Here is a 13,970-nt window from a genome sequence, read left to right on the forward strand (position 1 = left end):
TTCCCCGGGGTTCCGTCTCTGCAAAACAACCGCAGAGACGGACAACGGATTAAAAATGATACCGGATACCGGCGTACAACAAATGTAATTTCACATCTGTATTGGTATACCCTGTTGCGGTATTAAGACCGTTATGTGCCGTAATTCTGTTTTCCGCCGATCCTGCATCCGTATATGAATAACCGGTATCCAGTGAAATATTGTCATTAATATTCCACGAAATTCCCGCCCCCGCAGACCAGGCCAGATTAGTCACACTTTTTGATGCCCCGGCACTGAGTGCCTGCCCTGCCACATTAGTATCCCAGGAAACCTCATTGCGGATAAATGCCGCACCGGCACCGGCCATCAGATAAGCACTGATCTCATTATTGACCGGAATGTCATAATACACATTCACCATCAGCGTATCCGCTTTCGTTTTCATATACAGCGAAGACTCTGACGGCAGCGGAAAGGTATTATTTTTCTGATTATGCCAGTAGCCGGAAACAGACGGTGAAAAAGACATATTATCATCCTGCTTCCCGTAATGCTGAAATGCGAGTTCAACACGGACAGGCTGATAAGTATCACCGGTGAACTGATACCCTGCCGCGATCCCCGGAGAAAAAACCGTCTCCGTTATATTTTTCAGATTTTCTTTTTCAATATTATAGGACAGAGCCCCCGCCGTCATACCGGAACCCTGTAATGAATTATCCGTTGTTTTTAATAACCCGGCCCCGGCTTTGGCTGAAATATAAAAACCCGGCTGTGATGCGGAAAATGCGTGTGCGGAAGCCAGAACCAGCAGACCGCCTGTCAGTAATTTACTCTTTATCATTTATATTATTCCTGAAAATTAAATATCAGAGATATTCCAGCGTAAAGGTTGCCTGAGAATTTGCAGTGCCTGCACCGACCGGGTTACCGGTGGCAACATATTGCGCATAAAATTCCAGCGGAATATTTGTTGCATCCGGATAAAGCGGATACACAATGGTTTCTGTATTGGGTTTTACAGTATTCTTATTTCTGTCAAGAATAGAAATCCCGAGATTTGTGGCTGTACTGCCGGCATCAAGTTTAAACAGCGTATTATTTACAGAATCCGCCGTACCTGAAAATGTCACTTTTACCCCTGCTGCCAAAGGCCCGCAATCAATCAGGTTTATCGTAAACCGCTTTGGCGGCACGCCCCGCGGCGTTTCCTGAAATTGCTTTACTGCCCACGTTCCCAGGTCAACTGTCTGATTCATTGTGCCCGGCGTAATGGTGCAGGCATTGGAAACCAGATTGGCTTTCATAATTAAGTTAATACTGCCGATATCCGAAACAGCGGCAGGACTGAATATGGCCGCCAGTAAAACAGCGAGAATTCCTTTTCTGCGCCCGGCTCCGGAAAAATTATTATTTGTACTTTTCATCATCAGTATCCTCCGGAGAATTACGGGAAATCAATCCGCAAATAAGCCTGTGATGTTACCGGGCCTTCATCAGGTCTGACACCTGTAACACTGGCCGGATACACCCGGATACGTGCATTCGCCCGTGTATTTCCGTCAAGATAAAAGGGAATAAAACTCGACAGATTATTTGGTGTCAGTTCTTTATCACTGCTGTCAGTAACAATAAACCCGACATCACTGTTGTTGGAAATCACAATATTTCCGGCGACGTTATTAGCCTGCAAACGCATATTCAGGTTTGTTCCGGCAGCAATATTATCGCAGGTCACCGATAAGGTACTTTCTTTCGGATTTACACCCTGAGCCCTTGCACCCGCCGCTTTAAATGCGCCGGTTGACACATTACCAAAATCCACCATTACGGTTTGTCCGGCATTAATTGAGCATGTCTGCGGAACGGTAATATTCAGCGATAAATAGACATTCTGTACTACCTGTGCCGAGGCACAGTTATCCGGCTGACAAAAGCCAAACTGGCCAATCAGGATATTTTTTGAATAGGTACCACTGACAATTTTTCTGTCTATGCGAAGCCTGCTCTGCCAGTCACGGGGATTGAGTGACATCGTCTCGCCAGTCTGCTGAACTATAGGGACACAACCCGGACCATAGGCTCTGGCATTAAACGGTACATAAATTGTACCGGTATTACCGATACAGGGACTGTCACGGGATAATGCTACCGAAATATAATCATCCACCTTTTTAAACTGCCAGTTGGCGGAATAAAACGGAGGTACCGGAATCGGATCACCATTAAATTTAGCCCATTGCATAATATTACCATTATGCATTGCTTTCATTCCTAATGCCGGTGTGGTTATGGCATTACTGTTTATCTGAGCACCGGCATTATTGTCACCTGATGCCAGATTTTGTTCTATTTTAAGATAGACATCATTACATCCTGAAGTACAGGTTACCGCATAGCTGTTTGCACAAAACAGAAGTAAACCTGATAACATTATTTTACGCATAATTAAAACTCACTTTACCAGATTAATGTTATAAACAGCGGGCACTGATATTGCTGATCGGGGTATTACTTCCGGCCGCTAAACGATATTCAGCCGTACATTGTGAATCTGCACCATTTCCCCAGACAATATTCAGTTTTCCTGTTTCCGGCAGACCTGACATAAATGCGACACCATCGTCACCGACAATATTGGCTTTACCGGTATACTCATCAGTAACAATCGCCCCGAACGGCACAGCTTTTCCGTTTTTCTGCAACAACGTCACCATGGCTTTCAGACCAATACGGGATTTGAAATTCGCTTTCACAATAGCGCCCTGAACCGGAACCACATAATCAACAGCATTATCCAGTTCTGCATTATCCGGCAATGTGGTGATATCCAGTGCAACACGGTTATTCCGGTAAGCGGTGGCATTCGGAATAACGGCATAGCCGCGCCAGTCGGTGAAAACACCGGTTTCATTTTCAACAGACGTATCCTTAACACCCGGTGCTTCAACTAATATATTGGTCTGTCCGAGCGGCTGACTTAAGGTAATACCATTCTGATGTGCCAGAACACCACCACGAACGGTATAAGTCACCTGCTGCCAGTTCTTTCCGTAGTTATAACCGGCTCCCGCCTCACCATAGCCGCCCTGATAATTTACAGACGCACTGCCGGATGCGCTCTCACCTTTATTCGCATATCCCTGCTGAATGTTATAATTAAGATTATTGTCCTCAAGTAATGTGCCTGAAATACCCAGCTGCTGAGAGACTTTGTTATTATCATCTCTTGTCAGCGTATAGGTGGAATAGACATTATTCCGGGAACCGGTAATATCTGCAGCATCCCCGCTGCCAAACCAGCGGCTTAATGGCACTGAAACATTAAATGCTATCCGTTTATCTTTATCCGATAACCCGGCAGATTTATTTTGTGACCAGTTAACACCATAGGTTATATCTTCCCAGTTACCGTTATAACCAAACTGAAGTGACTGATCCGTTTCATTTGTTCCCCAGTATGTCTGGTGGCTGCCGGTAATATAAACTGATCCGTAACCGTCAAACTGCTGACTGATATTAACCTGATACTGCCCCTGTTTGGTATAATAGAGATTATGATAATCAATAATCTCAGCATCTTTATATTCAGCACCATCCTGGGTTCTGATATTATATCCGCTCATCTGCCTGTAGCTGGTTTCACTTAATGTATAATAACCTTTGGTAGAATAACGGTACCCCATCAGCTGAAAGTTTGTTCCCAATTCGTTCAGCGATTTGGCATATAAAAAGCGGACGGACTGTCCCTGTTTATGCTCACCATTCGGTAACCGGCTGTTTGCCTGGGTAATATCCGCTGAAATTGCCCCCCATTCCCCCAGGTTTTTCCCGGCACCCGCAGAGAAAGCCCGGTAATTATCAGATAACTGTGTTCCGCCATAAACGGTCACACCTTCGGATAAACCGTGGCTGATCGTTCCCTGCCAGAAATCCGGACTGTTTTGCATTGATGAACCGGAACGGAATTCCCCGGCAGTTACTTCATATTTTGTCCGGCCTTCACGCTGTAACATCGGTACAGCAGAATACGGCACGGTAAACTGCGTGATTGTGCCGTTATTTTCTTTAACCGTGACATCTAAATTACCGCTGCTGGACGTTGCATACAGATCTTTTATTTCAAACGCGCCGGGTGAAACATATGACTGATATATAACATAGCCATTCTGACGGATAGTAACCTGTGCATTACTGTTGGCAACACCTCTGACTGTCGGCGCAAAACCCCGCATACTGTCCGGCAGCATATTATCGTCAGACGCCAGTTTTACCCCTCTGAAACCCACACTGTCGAAAATATCATTTTCCGTAAAGCTGTCACCGATTGTCAGCTGGCTTTTCAGCGGAATGATTGCTTTCTGCACATAAGTACGGATATTATTCCACTGACTGTTATCTGTGCGCCGGTCAGATGTGTAATTCCAGGTACTGGCGTTTCTCAGTTGCCAGGAGCCAAGGTTAACGCCGCTGTCCAGATTTAAAAAATAGTTATTATATCTCTCATCATTTTTTGTATCTTTACTGTGGCTGCCGGTAAAACCATAGTTCAGTAACAGAGCATTAATACCGTCCTGCCATTCTGACGGCGGAATATATCCCCGGATATTATTAATAAACGACGCCTGCGGGATTTCTATATACAGTTTCTGATCTTCAAAATCAAAACGGGCCTGTGATTTATCATATGTTGATTGAAAATCCACACAACGGTCATTCAGTAATATGGCATTACTGATATCAATATTGTATTTTTTGAACCAGTCAGTGGTTAAACAGGGTATTAAGCCGGTATCATCACCGCCCGGTTTTATTTTTCCGTCTTTTTCAGTACTGACAAATAAGATATCCTGCGTTGCCACATACTCACCGTTGAGAAAAACCTCAACCCGGTATTCACCCGCGGCCTGTCCCAGACCTTTATCAAAACGGCTCAGATCAGCAACCTCATTACCATTATCAGACAAGAATGCAGGGTTAAAAAACTCACCGGCATAGCTGCTTTTAATAATGGCTATATTGCCTGTTATCATTGCACATGAAAGCATTAACATTATCTTGTTAAATTTAAAGCATGGCAATCCTTTCAGCAGAGTTAACTTCTGCATAAAATGCGCTCCGTATAAAATAAGATAATAATGATTAATATGAATTAACGCTGATTACCGGTGTATTAGCACCATAGTCATTAATGGTCTGATACGATATCCCGCCGGCAACCGGTTTTTCTGTATTAATTATTTTTTCAGCGAACGGTGCGATCATAAAGCTCTCTATCTTTTGATCAGCCATTTTCATATTTACCACCGTCAGATAATAGGGTGACGGGTTAGTGACATTTATACCCCCGCTGACCTTATTAAACTTAAGCATTTTATATGCATCCCCCACCTTTACCGGCAGACCTTCCGGGCGGACAAACATTTTAATCCTGGCCAGAACGGCTATCTGAAGTACGTTTTTGTCTGCTATCTGTTCACGGTCGACGGACGGGATCGCTTTACTGTTCAGCCAGAATAAACTCTCTCTGTCTTTGGGTAAATTTGCACCTGTATTAATAATTTTTATCGTATTTTCACTTTTTGGTTTACTGACAAATAAAGGGGGTGTAACCGTAAATTCCTTTGTTTTTTGATCAGAGGCATCATCTATCCAGGACTGAATCAAAAACCGGTTTTTCTCATCGGTATTCGTGACGGCCAGAGACACCTGTTTTGCCTCCATCGGATAAATAATCCGGGTTGCACCCAGTGCAATTCCGCCTGCCGATGCCACCGCCGGAAAAAGTAATGCGATGATAAAAGAAAATAATATTTTTCTCATATTGAATGCTGACCTGTACATTATTTAAATCCCCGCAGAGAGTATTTAATTATTATTTATATGTTAAATGAAACCATACTGATGCATTGGCTTTTCCGCCGGTTACCTGCATATCCGTTGCTCTGTATCTGGCATTAAAATGTAATGTATTTTCACCTTCGTGAAAGTTGATCCATTTTGATGGTATATTATCAGGAATGATAATATCGCCGTCACTATCCAGAATAGCTATCCCCACACCTTTGGCCGTTTCATCACTATTTTCAAGTTTAATTATTTGCGGATCTTGTTCATTAATATAACCAAAGACAGAAAGCCCCACTTTGCTGCTTACCGCAGTGCTGCAATTAGTTATTATCAATTTAAACGGAATATTTCCTGAATAACTGCCGGTCCCCTTAAACTGATTGGTTCTGAATTCACCCATATCAATAACATCATTTTCGCTGTTTGTTGAAAGGGTACATCCGGCTTCCACTAACCCGCCTCTTAAATGCACCATTCCCCCGTCAATAATGGTATGGGTATTATTTCCGGCATAAGCACCGGCAGAAAAACCGCACAATAAAAATACCGTGCTGATTAATTTATGCATTTATCTCACTCCAATCGGCAAACAGTGACCCGGTCACCCGGGCCACTGATAACGCGCTAACGGGTTCGGCAATAAAAGGCGGTTTTATTGGTACTGCATTGTGAAAGTAGCATCCGCATCCGCGCCGCCCGGTGTTACTGAGGCCTGCGTTGAAATATAGTTTGCGGAAAAATTCAGGACACTCACGCCATCCACTAAATTTTGTGCCGTTGAGAAAACAGAACCGTCCGGTTTCAGCACCTGTCCCAGATGGTCTGCGATCTGAATACCAACACCTTTGGCGGCCCCGGCTGAACCTCCGCCGATATTACTGGTCTGCAATGCCGTCGGATCATCTGCGGAAGATAATCCGGAAAATGAAACAGATGCCTTGGTTGATACACTGGTATCACAGTCTTCTAATTTAATAGAAAACGGTACATCACCGGATTTTTTCCCCTTGGCATCAAAAAATGCAGTGCGGTACTGCCCCATATTGACCGTCTGATCGGTAGAGTCAGCACTGACAGCACATGCCGCGTTCACAATTCGTCCGGTAAAGTGAACAGTGCCGCCGGTAACCGTTGTCGCCGCCATGCTGAACTGACTTGCTGATAATACGGTGAGAGCAACCACAGACATAACTAAACGTTGTTTATTCAACATACGCTTTATTCCTCATTGTTAATTTTATTTACTATTAAAATATTATTATTGACGACAGGCAGGTGACTTAGCCTGCAAAAGAATTATTTGCTCCATATTGTTATATTACCGGCCTTCCTCCTTTGTTTTTAATCGGTGGTATTTACTCATATTCAAATCAGAGTAAAACAATCCCAGTTCATTAAATATCCTGACAACTTCTTCCGGACTCATTTTTAGTGAAGAAAAAAATCGAAAAAGGATAACGATGTTAAAATTTGTCAGTCCGTTCTCATAACGTGATATTTGCTGTTGACTGATGTTGAGTGTTGCGGATAATTCCTGTCCGCTTATACCTAATTCTTTCCTTCTCAGTCGTAACAAAGCCCCCAAATAGCGGTTGGCGTCATATTCGACAAAAAATCGCACAGTGTCTAATGATTGCATAAAAATACCTTGTGCTTTAGATAATATAAATTCTGTAAATACCCATGTTAGTAAATGCGATGATGCATTTTTTATTTACCTGCGACTAATAATACTGAGATTCAAACATTTTAATCCAATAGTTATTTACGCCTTTAATGCCCACAACTGATAGTTTTTGTCTATTGAATTGTATTAATCCAATAACTAATAATTATCTAAAATCAATAAAGCCATAATTAGTCTTTTAATATCATATAGTTAAAAAAACACCCAAAACACAAACTGAAACATTTGCTTACAAGTGTTAAAACTATAAATTTAAGAGATAACAGATTTTACATCCTGAAAAATAGCAATTAACAATTAATTATTTCAATATTGTTTGTTCCTGATTTAAATTAGATAAATAAAACCATGCGATAACCGATACGCAACATAAAATATTATTCACACTGATATTTTTTAATCAATTTATTCATAATATGTAATTATATCCTTTATTGTTGTTATTTTGTCCGGGTGAGATTAGATATTGAGTAATATATCTGTTTTTGCGTCAGATATAATCGTATTTTAATTAAGAATAAGTCTCATCACGCAGATTTATACTTTTTTATTTTTCACTTAATAGCATCACAATAATTAACCAATATGATTCACATTGTTTTAATAATTAATAATACTAATACAACGTAAAATTTATCTGCGCCGCTAATATGTATTATTCCCGTGCCACCATCCCCGGGCTGGAATGCAAACACACTAATAACCATGTAATCAACATGTGTAATTAACAGGTATGGTATTACGGGCACGGTATTGGCAGGTATGGCATTGGTGGACATAGCATTGGCGGACATGACATTGGCAAACATAGCTCCCCGCCGGATTTTTTATCGCCAACGGGTAATTTGTGCTTTTTATCAAAGTTGCATCTAAAATACCTTTTAAAATTTGAAAAATATTTTAAGATTATATCTTAATCATTTGTTTGGTTTCAGGAGAGCACAGATGGATCGCATCATTATCCCGACAAACTACATCCATGTCCGGAGCACTCCGCTCTGGACCAAAGAAACAGCACCGAAGTCTATCTGGCAAAGGCATCTCGATAAAGGAACACGTCAGGGCGTTTACCCTAAACTCTCTGTTATGCAGGGCACGATTATTTACTATTCCTATGCGGATGAAACCAGCCCTGAGCCGGCCGATACCCTGGTGATCGAAGCCGGACAGTTCGGTGTCTTTCCGCCGGAAACCTGGCACCGGATAGAAGCAGCTACTGACGATACTGTGTTTAATGTCGATTTTTATGTCGCCCCAGAGATTCTGACCGAGGAGTAACACAATCATGAACGACGAAAATAAAGGCTTTTTATTAACACTGAGTAATGAACGTAATCATCTGACAGCGGAAAAACGCTTTCTTAATCCGAAAAAATTATATATTCCTGAGATTGCAGCAGAAGAAATTGCATTGCTGGTCAGTGAATTAGAGGGTAAAGAAAAAATTAATGATGCGGCACTGATGGTCACCATGACCAATAGCAATAATGGTGTTTCAGTGGATAAAGACGTGGATTCCGCCGCGGTGCTGGCCGACCCGGAAAATGCAGCGCAAATCGTCAAAGATCTGATTAATATTATCCGCGGCTATGATATGGATGAAGAAACCAATATCTGCGGATGGTAAGCGTTTATCCGTTCTGTGAGGGGAAAGCGGTTTCCCCTCACGAAGAGCGTATTACCCGGCGTGGCGGATATCGTCATACTCTCTGGTTTTATCAAATACACTTTTGGCAAACGGACAAAGCGGAATAATTTTCCGGTTTTCACGGCGCATTTTCTCAACCACTGCCGCGACCAGCTTATTACCGACTTTCTGCCCGCGCAGACTGTCATCGACCATGGTATGGTCAATAATCGCCAGATTATCCCCGGTATACACAAAGGTAATCTCCGCTATCCGGCGTTTGCCGTCCTCAGAAAGAATATAAAAACTGGTTTCATCTTCACGAATATCCATCACTTATCTCCTCCGGCTTAAAATAATACTATATGCAAAACCGAGCGGATGAGAATACCGATCAGTGCTGCCGGGATCACATAACGAAATAAACGGACAAACCGCGAACTGATACCGAGGAAGATTCCGATGCCCGGTAAATCAAATGTCTGGATCAGTAATCCGGCAGACGCATTAATCTGGTTGGCAGTTACCGCGCCCTGTTGTACCAGGTCAGAAATCACCCCGAAATACGCGGTTCCCCCGGCCACACATTTCACCAGAGCAGGCAGAACAAAGCTGTCCGGAATATGCAGAATATTGAGCACCGGCATCAGAATATGATGCAGCCATTCAATGACCCCGGCGGCCTGCATTAATCCTACAATGGATAATGACAGGATCAGCATCGGAATGGCGCCGAGTGCCAGACGGATAGCATCCGCCCCCGCGCTGTTGATCACTGCCAGAATCCCCTGATTATTCTGCTCCGCATCCGGCAGCGGTTCTGAACCGGCAGTCTCTGCCGCCGATAAACGCCGCCCGGTGACATACCAGGTAAACGCTGCCGCACACAATCCTCCGGCGATCGAAATAATAATAGAGGTTGTCCAGTGCAGGCCGAACGGCATCAGCGGATAAAACACATTCCCCTGCCCCATGGCAAAACACATCGCCAGCGTTGCGGCCATATGGCGATCAGATACACCCCGTTTATCCATAATCGCGAGTGTCGCCAGCGGCGCGGCAAAACTGACAAAATTTATCTGGATCAGTGCAAATGCACTCATCCCGGTTAAGCCGAAGGGTTTAAGCAGCGGTGCCAGCCAGCGGACAATCACATCGAGTACGCCCCTGACAGAGAGATATTTCATTATGATCAGCATGACGACCATAATCGGTAATAAGGTATAAAGCGCGACATCAACGGATGCTTTACCCGCTGAAATGATAATACTGATAACATCCATGAAATGAATACAGAAAATAACGGAATAGGTTTTCCGGATTATAACCCTGATACTTCAGAAGTAATTCAATTTCTCGGATTATCTCAAATAAAGCAGATAAATATATCCAATCCTGTATTTTCGGATATTTTTTTCAGCCGGACGTCATCCTGCGGGATGAATGACCAAATAATAACCCTGTATGACAGTATGCGGTTACCCGCTGTTTCGATCCGGCTGATTTATCACATTATTCAGAAATATGACCAGAGCAGCGACATTGGCATCACCAATACCAGTGCCGGAAGCAGATTAATCACCGCAAACAGTTTAATACCGCAGATCCGAAGCCCGGTCGCAATTAATAATACCCCGCCCGCCGCAGTGAAATCCGCCATCATTGCCGGTGTGGTAAACGGCATTAATAATACGCCTCCGCCCGCCAGCATAAGCTGAATAATCAGCATCGGCGCAGCTATAACCGACACCGCAATACCCAGTGAACAGGCAAATATCATCGCTGTGAAAAAGTCCATAAAGGCTTTGGTCAATAACACGGTCGGGTCACCGGTCATTCCTTCATGCATCGCCCCGAAAATTCCGGTACCGCTGACACAGAACAGAAAAATCAGCACCACATAGTTTTCAATAAAACTTTCCTGTGCTCCGCCCCGCGCCGGAAGCCACATTTTTACTTTACCGGCGACGGTATTGATTTTATTTTCCAGACAACACAGCTCACCGATAACCGCCCCGAGCAGCACCGATAACACCATCACCGGCATATTGGCACATTTGATAATCAGTAAAACCCCAATCCCGAGTGATGCCAGCCCGAATACTGACGGCATCGATGTCCGGATACGTTCCGGCAGCCGGTGGCTTAACCCTGCTCCGGCAATTCCGCCAATCAGTACCGCGGCGGCATTAATAAAAGGTCCGGTAACCAAAACTGACTCCTGCTGTTTTTATTTGAATCTCATTATTATACGGAACCGGTTCAATACCGTACGTGTACCTGTCAGCAAAACAGGCGCAACAAAACAAAAAAATCGTGTATTGACTCTCACGTTACATAAGGCCGCAGCCTGTAAGCCTGACCGATGCCGGTTACGCTTTCATAGCACGCAGGAAAACCCGGATGACACCGGAGACCGGATAATTTCCGCTTAACGCTATTCCGGCTGAATAACAGAAACAAATATATGGTTTTCTCAAAAGCTATCTGCTGAACCTGGTGGCTTATAACATCATTTGTTCAGGTTTATTTAATTAATTCTGCATATAGATAAATATACCAATATATTATTTTATATATCGTATTTTTACCTTATCACTATTATTACGTATTGCTACGCGGTTCATTATAAGAACATTCCAGTATTTGGTATTTACAATGTGAGATACCTTATCGCAGATTAAATTTTACAGTTTGATATTACAGGGATATTTGTAAATGTACGCAGTAAAAATAAAAGATGTTAATAAAAGTTATTACCTGGGGAAAATTCGTGAAACCGCTCTCAGAGATATTAACATTAATATATCACCACAATGTTTTACTGTTTTGTCCGGAAAATCAGGCAGCGGAAAAACCACATTGCTGAATCTTATCGGCGGGCTGGATACACCGGATAACGGAGAAATAATCATCTCCGGACAAAAAATGAATAATATGAATGATAATCAGAGAAGTACATTCAGACAGCAAAATCTGGGGTTCATTTTTCAGAATTTTAACCTGATCCCTGTATTAACAGCGTATGAAAACATTGAAATTCCGTTGATCCTCCGCCGTATGCCACCAGCACAACGCCGCCGTGAAGTAACACATATGCTGGAATGTATCGGAATGGACAGTAAATTAAATTCATTGCCCAACCAGCTTTCCGGCGGTCAGCGTCAGCGCGTGGCAATTGCACGGGCACTGATTCATCAGCCGAAACTGGTTCTTGCCGATGAACCGACAGCAAACCTGGACAGTAAAACAAGCGAGTCAGTTTTGCAGTTACTGAGAACGTTACAGACAGAATATAAAACATCCGTTGTTTTTTCCTCTCATGACCCGATGGTCATTGAGCAGGCCGATAATATTTTTCTGATCAGTGACGGAATAGTTACCAGCAAGCCGGGAGTCAGCGGCTGATGCAAACATTCAAACTTGCTTTGCGTAATCTTCTCCGTAACCGGCGGCGGACCTGTTCCACATTGTGTGCCATTATTATTGGTGCAATCAGTATTCTGTTATTCGGGGGCTATAATCATTCTATTGAATACAGCCTGAGAACAACCTTTGTCCGTGATATCGGTCATCTTCAGATTCAGCACAGAGATTATTTCAGTGAGGGAATGGCGAATCCTCAAAAATACAGTATTCATAATTACCAGGAAATTATTGATGCCATTTCGGCTGATCCTGAGTTAAGCAAAATGATTAACATCAGTGCGCCCATTCTTCTGATAAATGGTATTGCCAGTAATTATTCTGCCGGAACATCAAGACCGGTTTTAATATACGGAACAGAGTCTGACAGCCAGAAAATATTAGGTCAGTGGGATGAATACCAATTGGGTAAAGGTATCAATATCCGTAATATTCCGGATAAATCAGTGCCGGATGCAGGATTAACAGGAAAGGGACTAAGCCGCCTGCTGAAACTGGATGAACCGGAAGATACCGTATCCGCAGATAACAGCCGGGTGAATAACGAAGCAGAATCACTCCCGGATGATCTCGCTCAGCTGGTACAGGATACCCGGTCAGAACGTAAACCGGATTCCGGAAAATATATCGAGTTACTGGCGGCATCCGCAGGCGGAGCCCCGAATATCGTGAGGATGAAAGTCACCGGTATTCAGCCGCAGGCAGCCCGTGAGCTGGACGACAATTATGTGAATGTGCATTTAAATCAGGCACAACAGCTTTTATACGGTAACGGCGACCACGGGGTGACAGCCATTGTTCTGCAACTGAACCATTCTGATCAGATGGATGAAGCCAGAGAACGATTACAGCAATTACCGGCACTCACATCTGCGGATGTGCCGCTGGCCATACTCGACTTCATGCAGTTACAGCCGCTGTATAACCAGATTCTGGCTATGTTCGGAAAGTTATTCAATTTTCTGCTCGTCATTATTCTCTGTATTACGTTGTTTACTATCGGAAATACCATGAGTATGGCCGTACTCGAAAGAACAACTGAAATCGGCACTCTGAGGGCCGTCGGGTTAAAACAGCGTGATATCCGGAATCTTTTTCTTAATGAAGGAATATTGCTGGGGGTTATCGGCTCGGTGGCGGGTGTAGCTTCTGCACTGCTCGTGGCTGCTGTTATCAATATTTCCGGCCTGACATGGCAGCCGCCGGGAGTTATAGCGCCGATTCCTGTCCGGATAAAAATATGGGGAGAATTCGTCATGATAGCCAGTGTGGTGGGAACACTGATGGTGGCCGCCGTCGTATCTTCCTGGTGGCCGTCACGGAGAGCCGCCAATGTCTCAATTGTTGAGGCATTACGATACATATAACCGCCATCATAAATCAGCTAACAGGACGTAA

General features: G+C 43.5%; 16 protein-coding genes. 4 read left to right on the plus strand and 12 right to left on the minus strand.

Features of this window, described 5'->3' with window-relative positions:
* Window positions 1-49 precede the first annotated feature (49 nt).
* From R5268_RS02580 to R5268_RS02620, 9 genes are all read right to left on the minus strand, one after another.
* The gene (locus R5268_RS02580) at window positions 50-826 is read right to left on the minus strand and encodes an outer membrane protein (protein WP_317418734.1); all 777 of its coding nucleotides are present in this window, start codon (window positions 824-826) and stop codon (window positions 50-52) included.
* A 25-nt stretch (window positions 827-851) separates the two neighbouring features.
* On the minus strand, window positions 852-1,412 hold the full coding sequence (locus R5268_RS02585; RefSeq protein WP_230059144.1) for a fimbrial protein: 561 nt from the start codon (window positions 1,410-1,412) through the stop codon (window positions 852-854).
* 17 nt (window positions 1,413-1,429) lie between these two features.
* The gene (locus R5268_RS02590; protein ID WP_107678279.1) at window positions 1,430-2,428 is read right to left on the minus strand and encodes a fimbrial protein; all 999 of its coding nucleotides are present in this window, start codon (window positions 2,426-2,428) and stop codon (window positions 1,430-1,432) included.
* A gap of 28 nt (window positions 2,429-2,456) precedes the next feature.
* The gene (locus R5268_RS02595) at window positions 2,457-5,090 is read right to left on the minus strand and encodes a fimbrial biogenesis usher protein (protein WP_410795816.1); all 2,634 of its coding nucleotides are present in this window, start codon (window positions 5,088-5,090) and stop codon (window positions 2,457-2,459) included.
* 34 nt (window positions 5,091-5,124) lie between these two features.
* A complete protein-coding gene (locus R5268_RS02600) occupies window positions 5,125-5,805 on the minus strand; it encodes a fimbria/pilus periplasmic chaperone (RefSeq protein WP_218455306.1) in 681 nt (226 codons plus the stop codon).
* 52 nt (window positions 5,806-5,857) lie between these two features.
* Entirely contained in the window at window positions 5,858-6,400 is a 543-nt protein-coding gene (locus R5268_RS02605) for a fimbrial protein (RefSeq protein ID WP_182104927.1), read from the minus strand.
* A gap of 84 nt (window positions 6,401-6,484) precedes the next feature.
* Window positions 6,485-7,045: a type 1 fimbrial major subunit FimA gene (gene fimA, locus R5268_RS02610; RefSeq protein ID WP_317418732.1), complete on the minus strand. Its 561-nt coding sequence runs from the start codon at window positions 7,043-7,045 to the stop codon at window positions 6,485-6,487.
* A gap of 105 nt (window positions 7,046-7,150) precedes the next feature.
* Complete coding sequence (locus R5268_RS02615; RefSeq protein ID WP_052926138.1) at window positions 7,151-7,471, minus strand: helix-turn-helix domain-containing protein; 321 nt, start codon at window positions 7,469-7,471, stop codon at window positions 7,151-7,153.
* A 638-nt stretch (window positions 7,472-8,109) separates the two neighbouring features.
* On the minus strand, window positions 8,110-8,328 hold the full coding sequence (locus tag R5268_RS02620) for a hypothetical protein (RefSeq protein WP_317418731.1): 219 nt from the start codon (window positions 8,326-8,328) through the stop codon (window positions 8,110-8,112).
* A 136-nt stretch (window positions 8,329-8,464) separates the two neighbouring features.
* Between R5268_RS02620 and R5268_RS02625 the strand changes: the two genes are divergently transcribed.
* Together R5268_RS02625 and R5268_RS02630 are read left to right on the plus strand one after the other, a co-directional pair.
* The gene (locus R5268_RS02625) at window positions 8,465-8,797 is read left to right on the plus strand and encodes a DUF1971 domain-containing protein (RefSeq protein ID WP_107678273.1); all 333 of its coding nucleotides are present in this window, start codon (window positions 8,465-8,467) and stop codon (window positions 8,795-8,797) included.
* A 7-nt stretch (window positions 8,798-8,804) separates the two neighbouring features.
* On the plus strand, window positions 8,805-9,146 hold the full coding sequence (locus R5268_RS02630) for a DUF1869 domain-containing protein (protein WP_317418730.1): 342 nt from the start codon (window positions 8,805-8,807) through the stop codon (window positions 9,144-9,146).
* A 51-nt stretch (window positions 9,147-9,197) separates the two neighbouring features.
* Here the strand turns inward: R5268_RS02630 and R5268_RS02635 are convergent, their stop codons facing one another.
* The 3 genes from R5268_RS02635 to R5268_RS02645 all read right to left on the minus strand — a co-directional run bounded on the left by R5268_RS02635 (window position 9,198) and on the right by R5268_RS02645 (window position 11,358).
* Window positions 9,198-9,479, minus strand: a complete 282-nt coding sequence (locus R5268_RS02635; protein ID WP_052926140.1) for a GNAT family N-acetyltransferase — start codon at window positions 9,477-9,479, stop codon at window positions 9,198-9,200.
* A gap of 17 nt (window positions 9,480-9,496) precedes the next feature.
* The gene (locus tag R5268_RS02640; protein WP_046892632.1) at window positions 9,497-10,429 is read right to left on the minus strand and encodes a nucleoside recognition domain-containing protein; all 933 of its coding nucleotides are present in this window, start codon (window positions 10,427-10,429) and stop codon (window positions 9,497-9,499) included.
* Between the two features lie 233 nt (window positions 10,430-10,662).
* Window positions 10,663-11,358, minus strand: coding sequence for a DUF554 domain-containing protein (locus tag R5268_RS02645; protein ID WP_046892633.1), 696 nt, complete (start codon window positions 11,356-11,358; stop codon window positions 10,663-10,665).
* A 506-nt stretch (window positions 11,359-11,864) separates the two neighbouring features.
* Between R5268_RS02645 and R5268_RS02650 the strand changes: the two genes are divergently transcribed.
* Both R5268_RS02650 and R5268_RS02655 read left to right on the plus strand, forming a co-directional pair.
* Complete coding sequence (locus R5268_RS02650) at window positions 11,865-12,554, plus strand: ABC transporter ATP-binding protein (RefSeq protein WP_107678269.1); 690 nt, start codon at window positions 11,865-11,867, stop codon at window positions 12,552-12,554.
* On the plus strand, window positions 12,554-13,939 hold the full coding sequence (locus R5268_RS02655; protein ID WP_107678268.1) for an ABC transporter permease: 1,386 nt from the start codon (window positions 12,554-12,556) through the stop codon (window positions 13,937-13,939). The genes R5268_RS02650 and R5268_RS02655 overlap by 1 nt, the downstream gene beginning before the upstream one ends.
* Window positions 13,940-13,970 lie beyond the last annotated feature (31 nt).

Source organism: Morganella sp. BCCO 40_0007, assembly GCF_032989665.1.
GTDB lineage: Bacteria > Pseudomonadota > Gammaproteobacteria > Enterobacterales > Enterobacteriaceae > Morganella > Morganella sibonii.

What these genes read in the sequence shown, in the direction of transcription:
- R5268_RS02580 (WP_317418734.1), bottom strand. Translation starts at nt 826, where the DNA reads ATGATAAAGAGTAAATTACTGACAGGCGGTCTGCTGGTTCTGGCTTCC.
- R5268_RS02585 (WP_230059144.1), bottom strand. Translation starts at nt 1,412, where the DNA reads ATGATGAAAAGTACAAATAATAATTTTTCCGGAGCCGGGCGCAGAAAA.
- R5268_RS02590 (WP_107678279.1), bottom strand. Translation starts at nt 2,428, where the DNA reads ATGCGTAAAATAATGTTATCAGGTTTACTTCTGTTTTGTGCAAACAGC.
- R5268_RS02595 (WP_410795816.1), bottom strand. Translation starts at nt 5,090, where the DNA reads ATGCAGAAGTTAACTCTGCTGAAAGGATTGCCATGCTTTAAATTTAAC.
- R5268_RS02600 (WP_218455306.1), bottom strand. Translation starts at nt 5,805, where the DNA reads ATGAGAAAAATATTATTTTCTTTTATCATCGCATTACTTTTTCCGGCG.
- R5268_RS02605 (WP_182104927.1), bottom strand. Translation starts at nt 6,400, where the DNA reads ATGCATAAATTAATCAGCACGGTATTTTTATTGTGCGGTTTTTCTGCC.
- fimA (WP_317418732.1), bottom strand. Translation starts at nt 7,045, where the DNA reads ATGTTGAATAAACAACGTTTAGTTATGTCTGTGGTTGCTCTCACCGTA.
- R5268_RS02615 (WP_052926138.1), bottom strand. Translation starts at nt 7,471, where the DNA reads ATGCAATCATTAGACACTGTGCGATTTTTTGTCGAATATGACGCCAAC.
- R5268_RS02620 (WP_317418731.1), bottom strand. Translation starts at nt 8,328, where the DNA reads ATGTTTGCCAATGTCATGTCCGCCAATGCTATGTCCACCAATGCCATA.
- R5268_RS02625 (WP_107678273.1), top strand. Translation starts at nt 8,465, where the DNA reads ATGGATCGCATCATTATCCCGACAAACTACATCCATGTCCGGAGCACT.
- R5268_RS02630 (WP_317418730.1), top strand. Translation starts at nt 8,805, where the DNA reads ATGAACGACGAAAATAAAGGCTTTTTATTAACACTGAGTAATGAACGT.
- R5268_RS02635 (WP_052926140.1), bottom strand. Translation starts at nt 9,479, where the DNA reads ATGGATATTCGTGAAGATGAAACCAGTTTTTATATTCTTTCTGAGGAC.
- R5268_RS02640 (WP_046892632.1), bottom strand. Translation starts at nt 10,429, where the DNA reads ATGGATGTTATCAGTATTATCATTTCAGCGGGTAAAGCATCCGTTGAT.
- R5268_RS02650 (WP_107678269.1), top strand. Translation starts at nt 11,865, where the DNA reads ATGTACGCAGTAAAAATAAAAGATGTTAATAAAAGTTATTACCTGGGG.
- R5268_RS02655 (WP_107678268.1), top strand. Translation starts at nt 12,554, where the DNA reads ATGCAAACATTCAAACTTGCTTTGCGTAATCTTCTCCGTAACCGGCGG.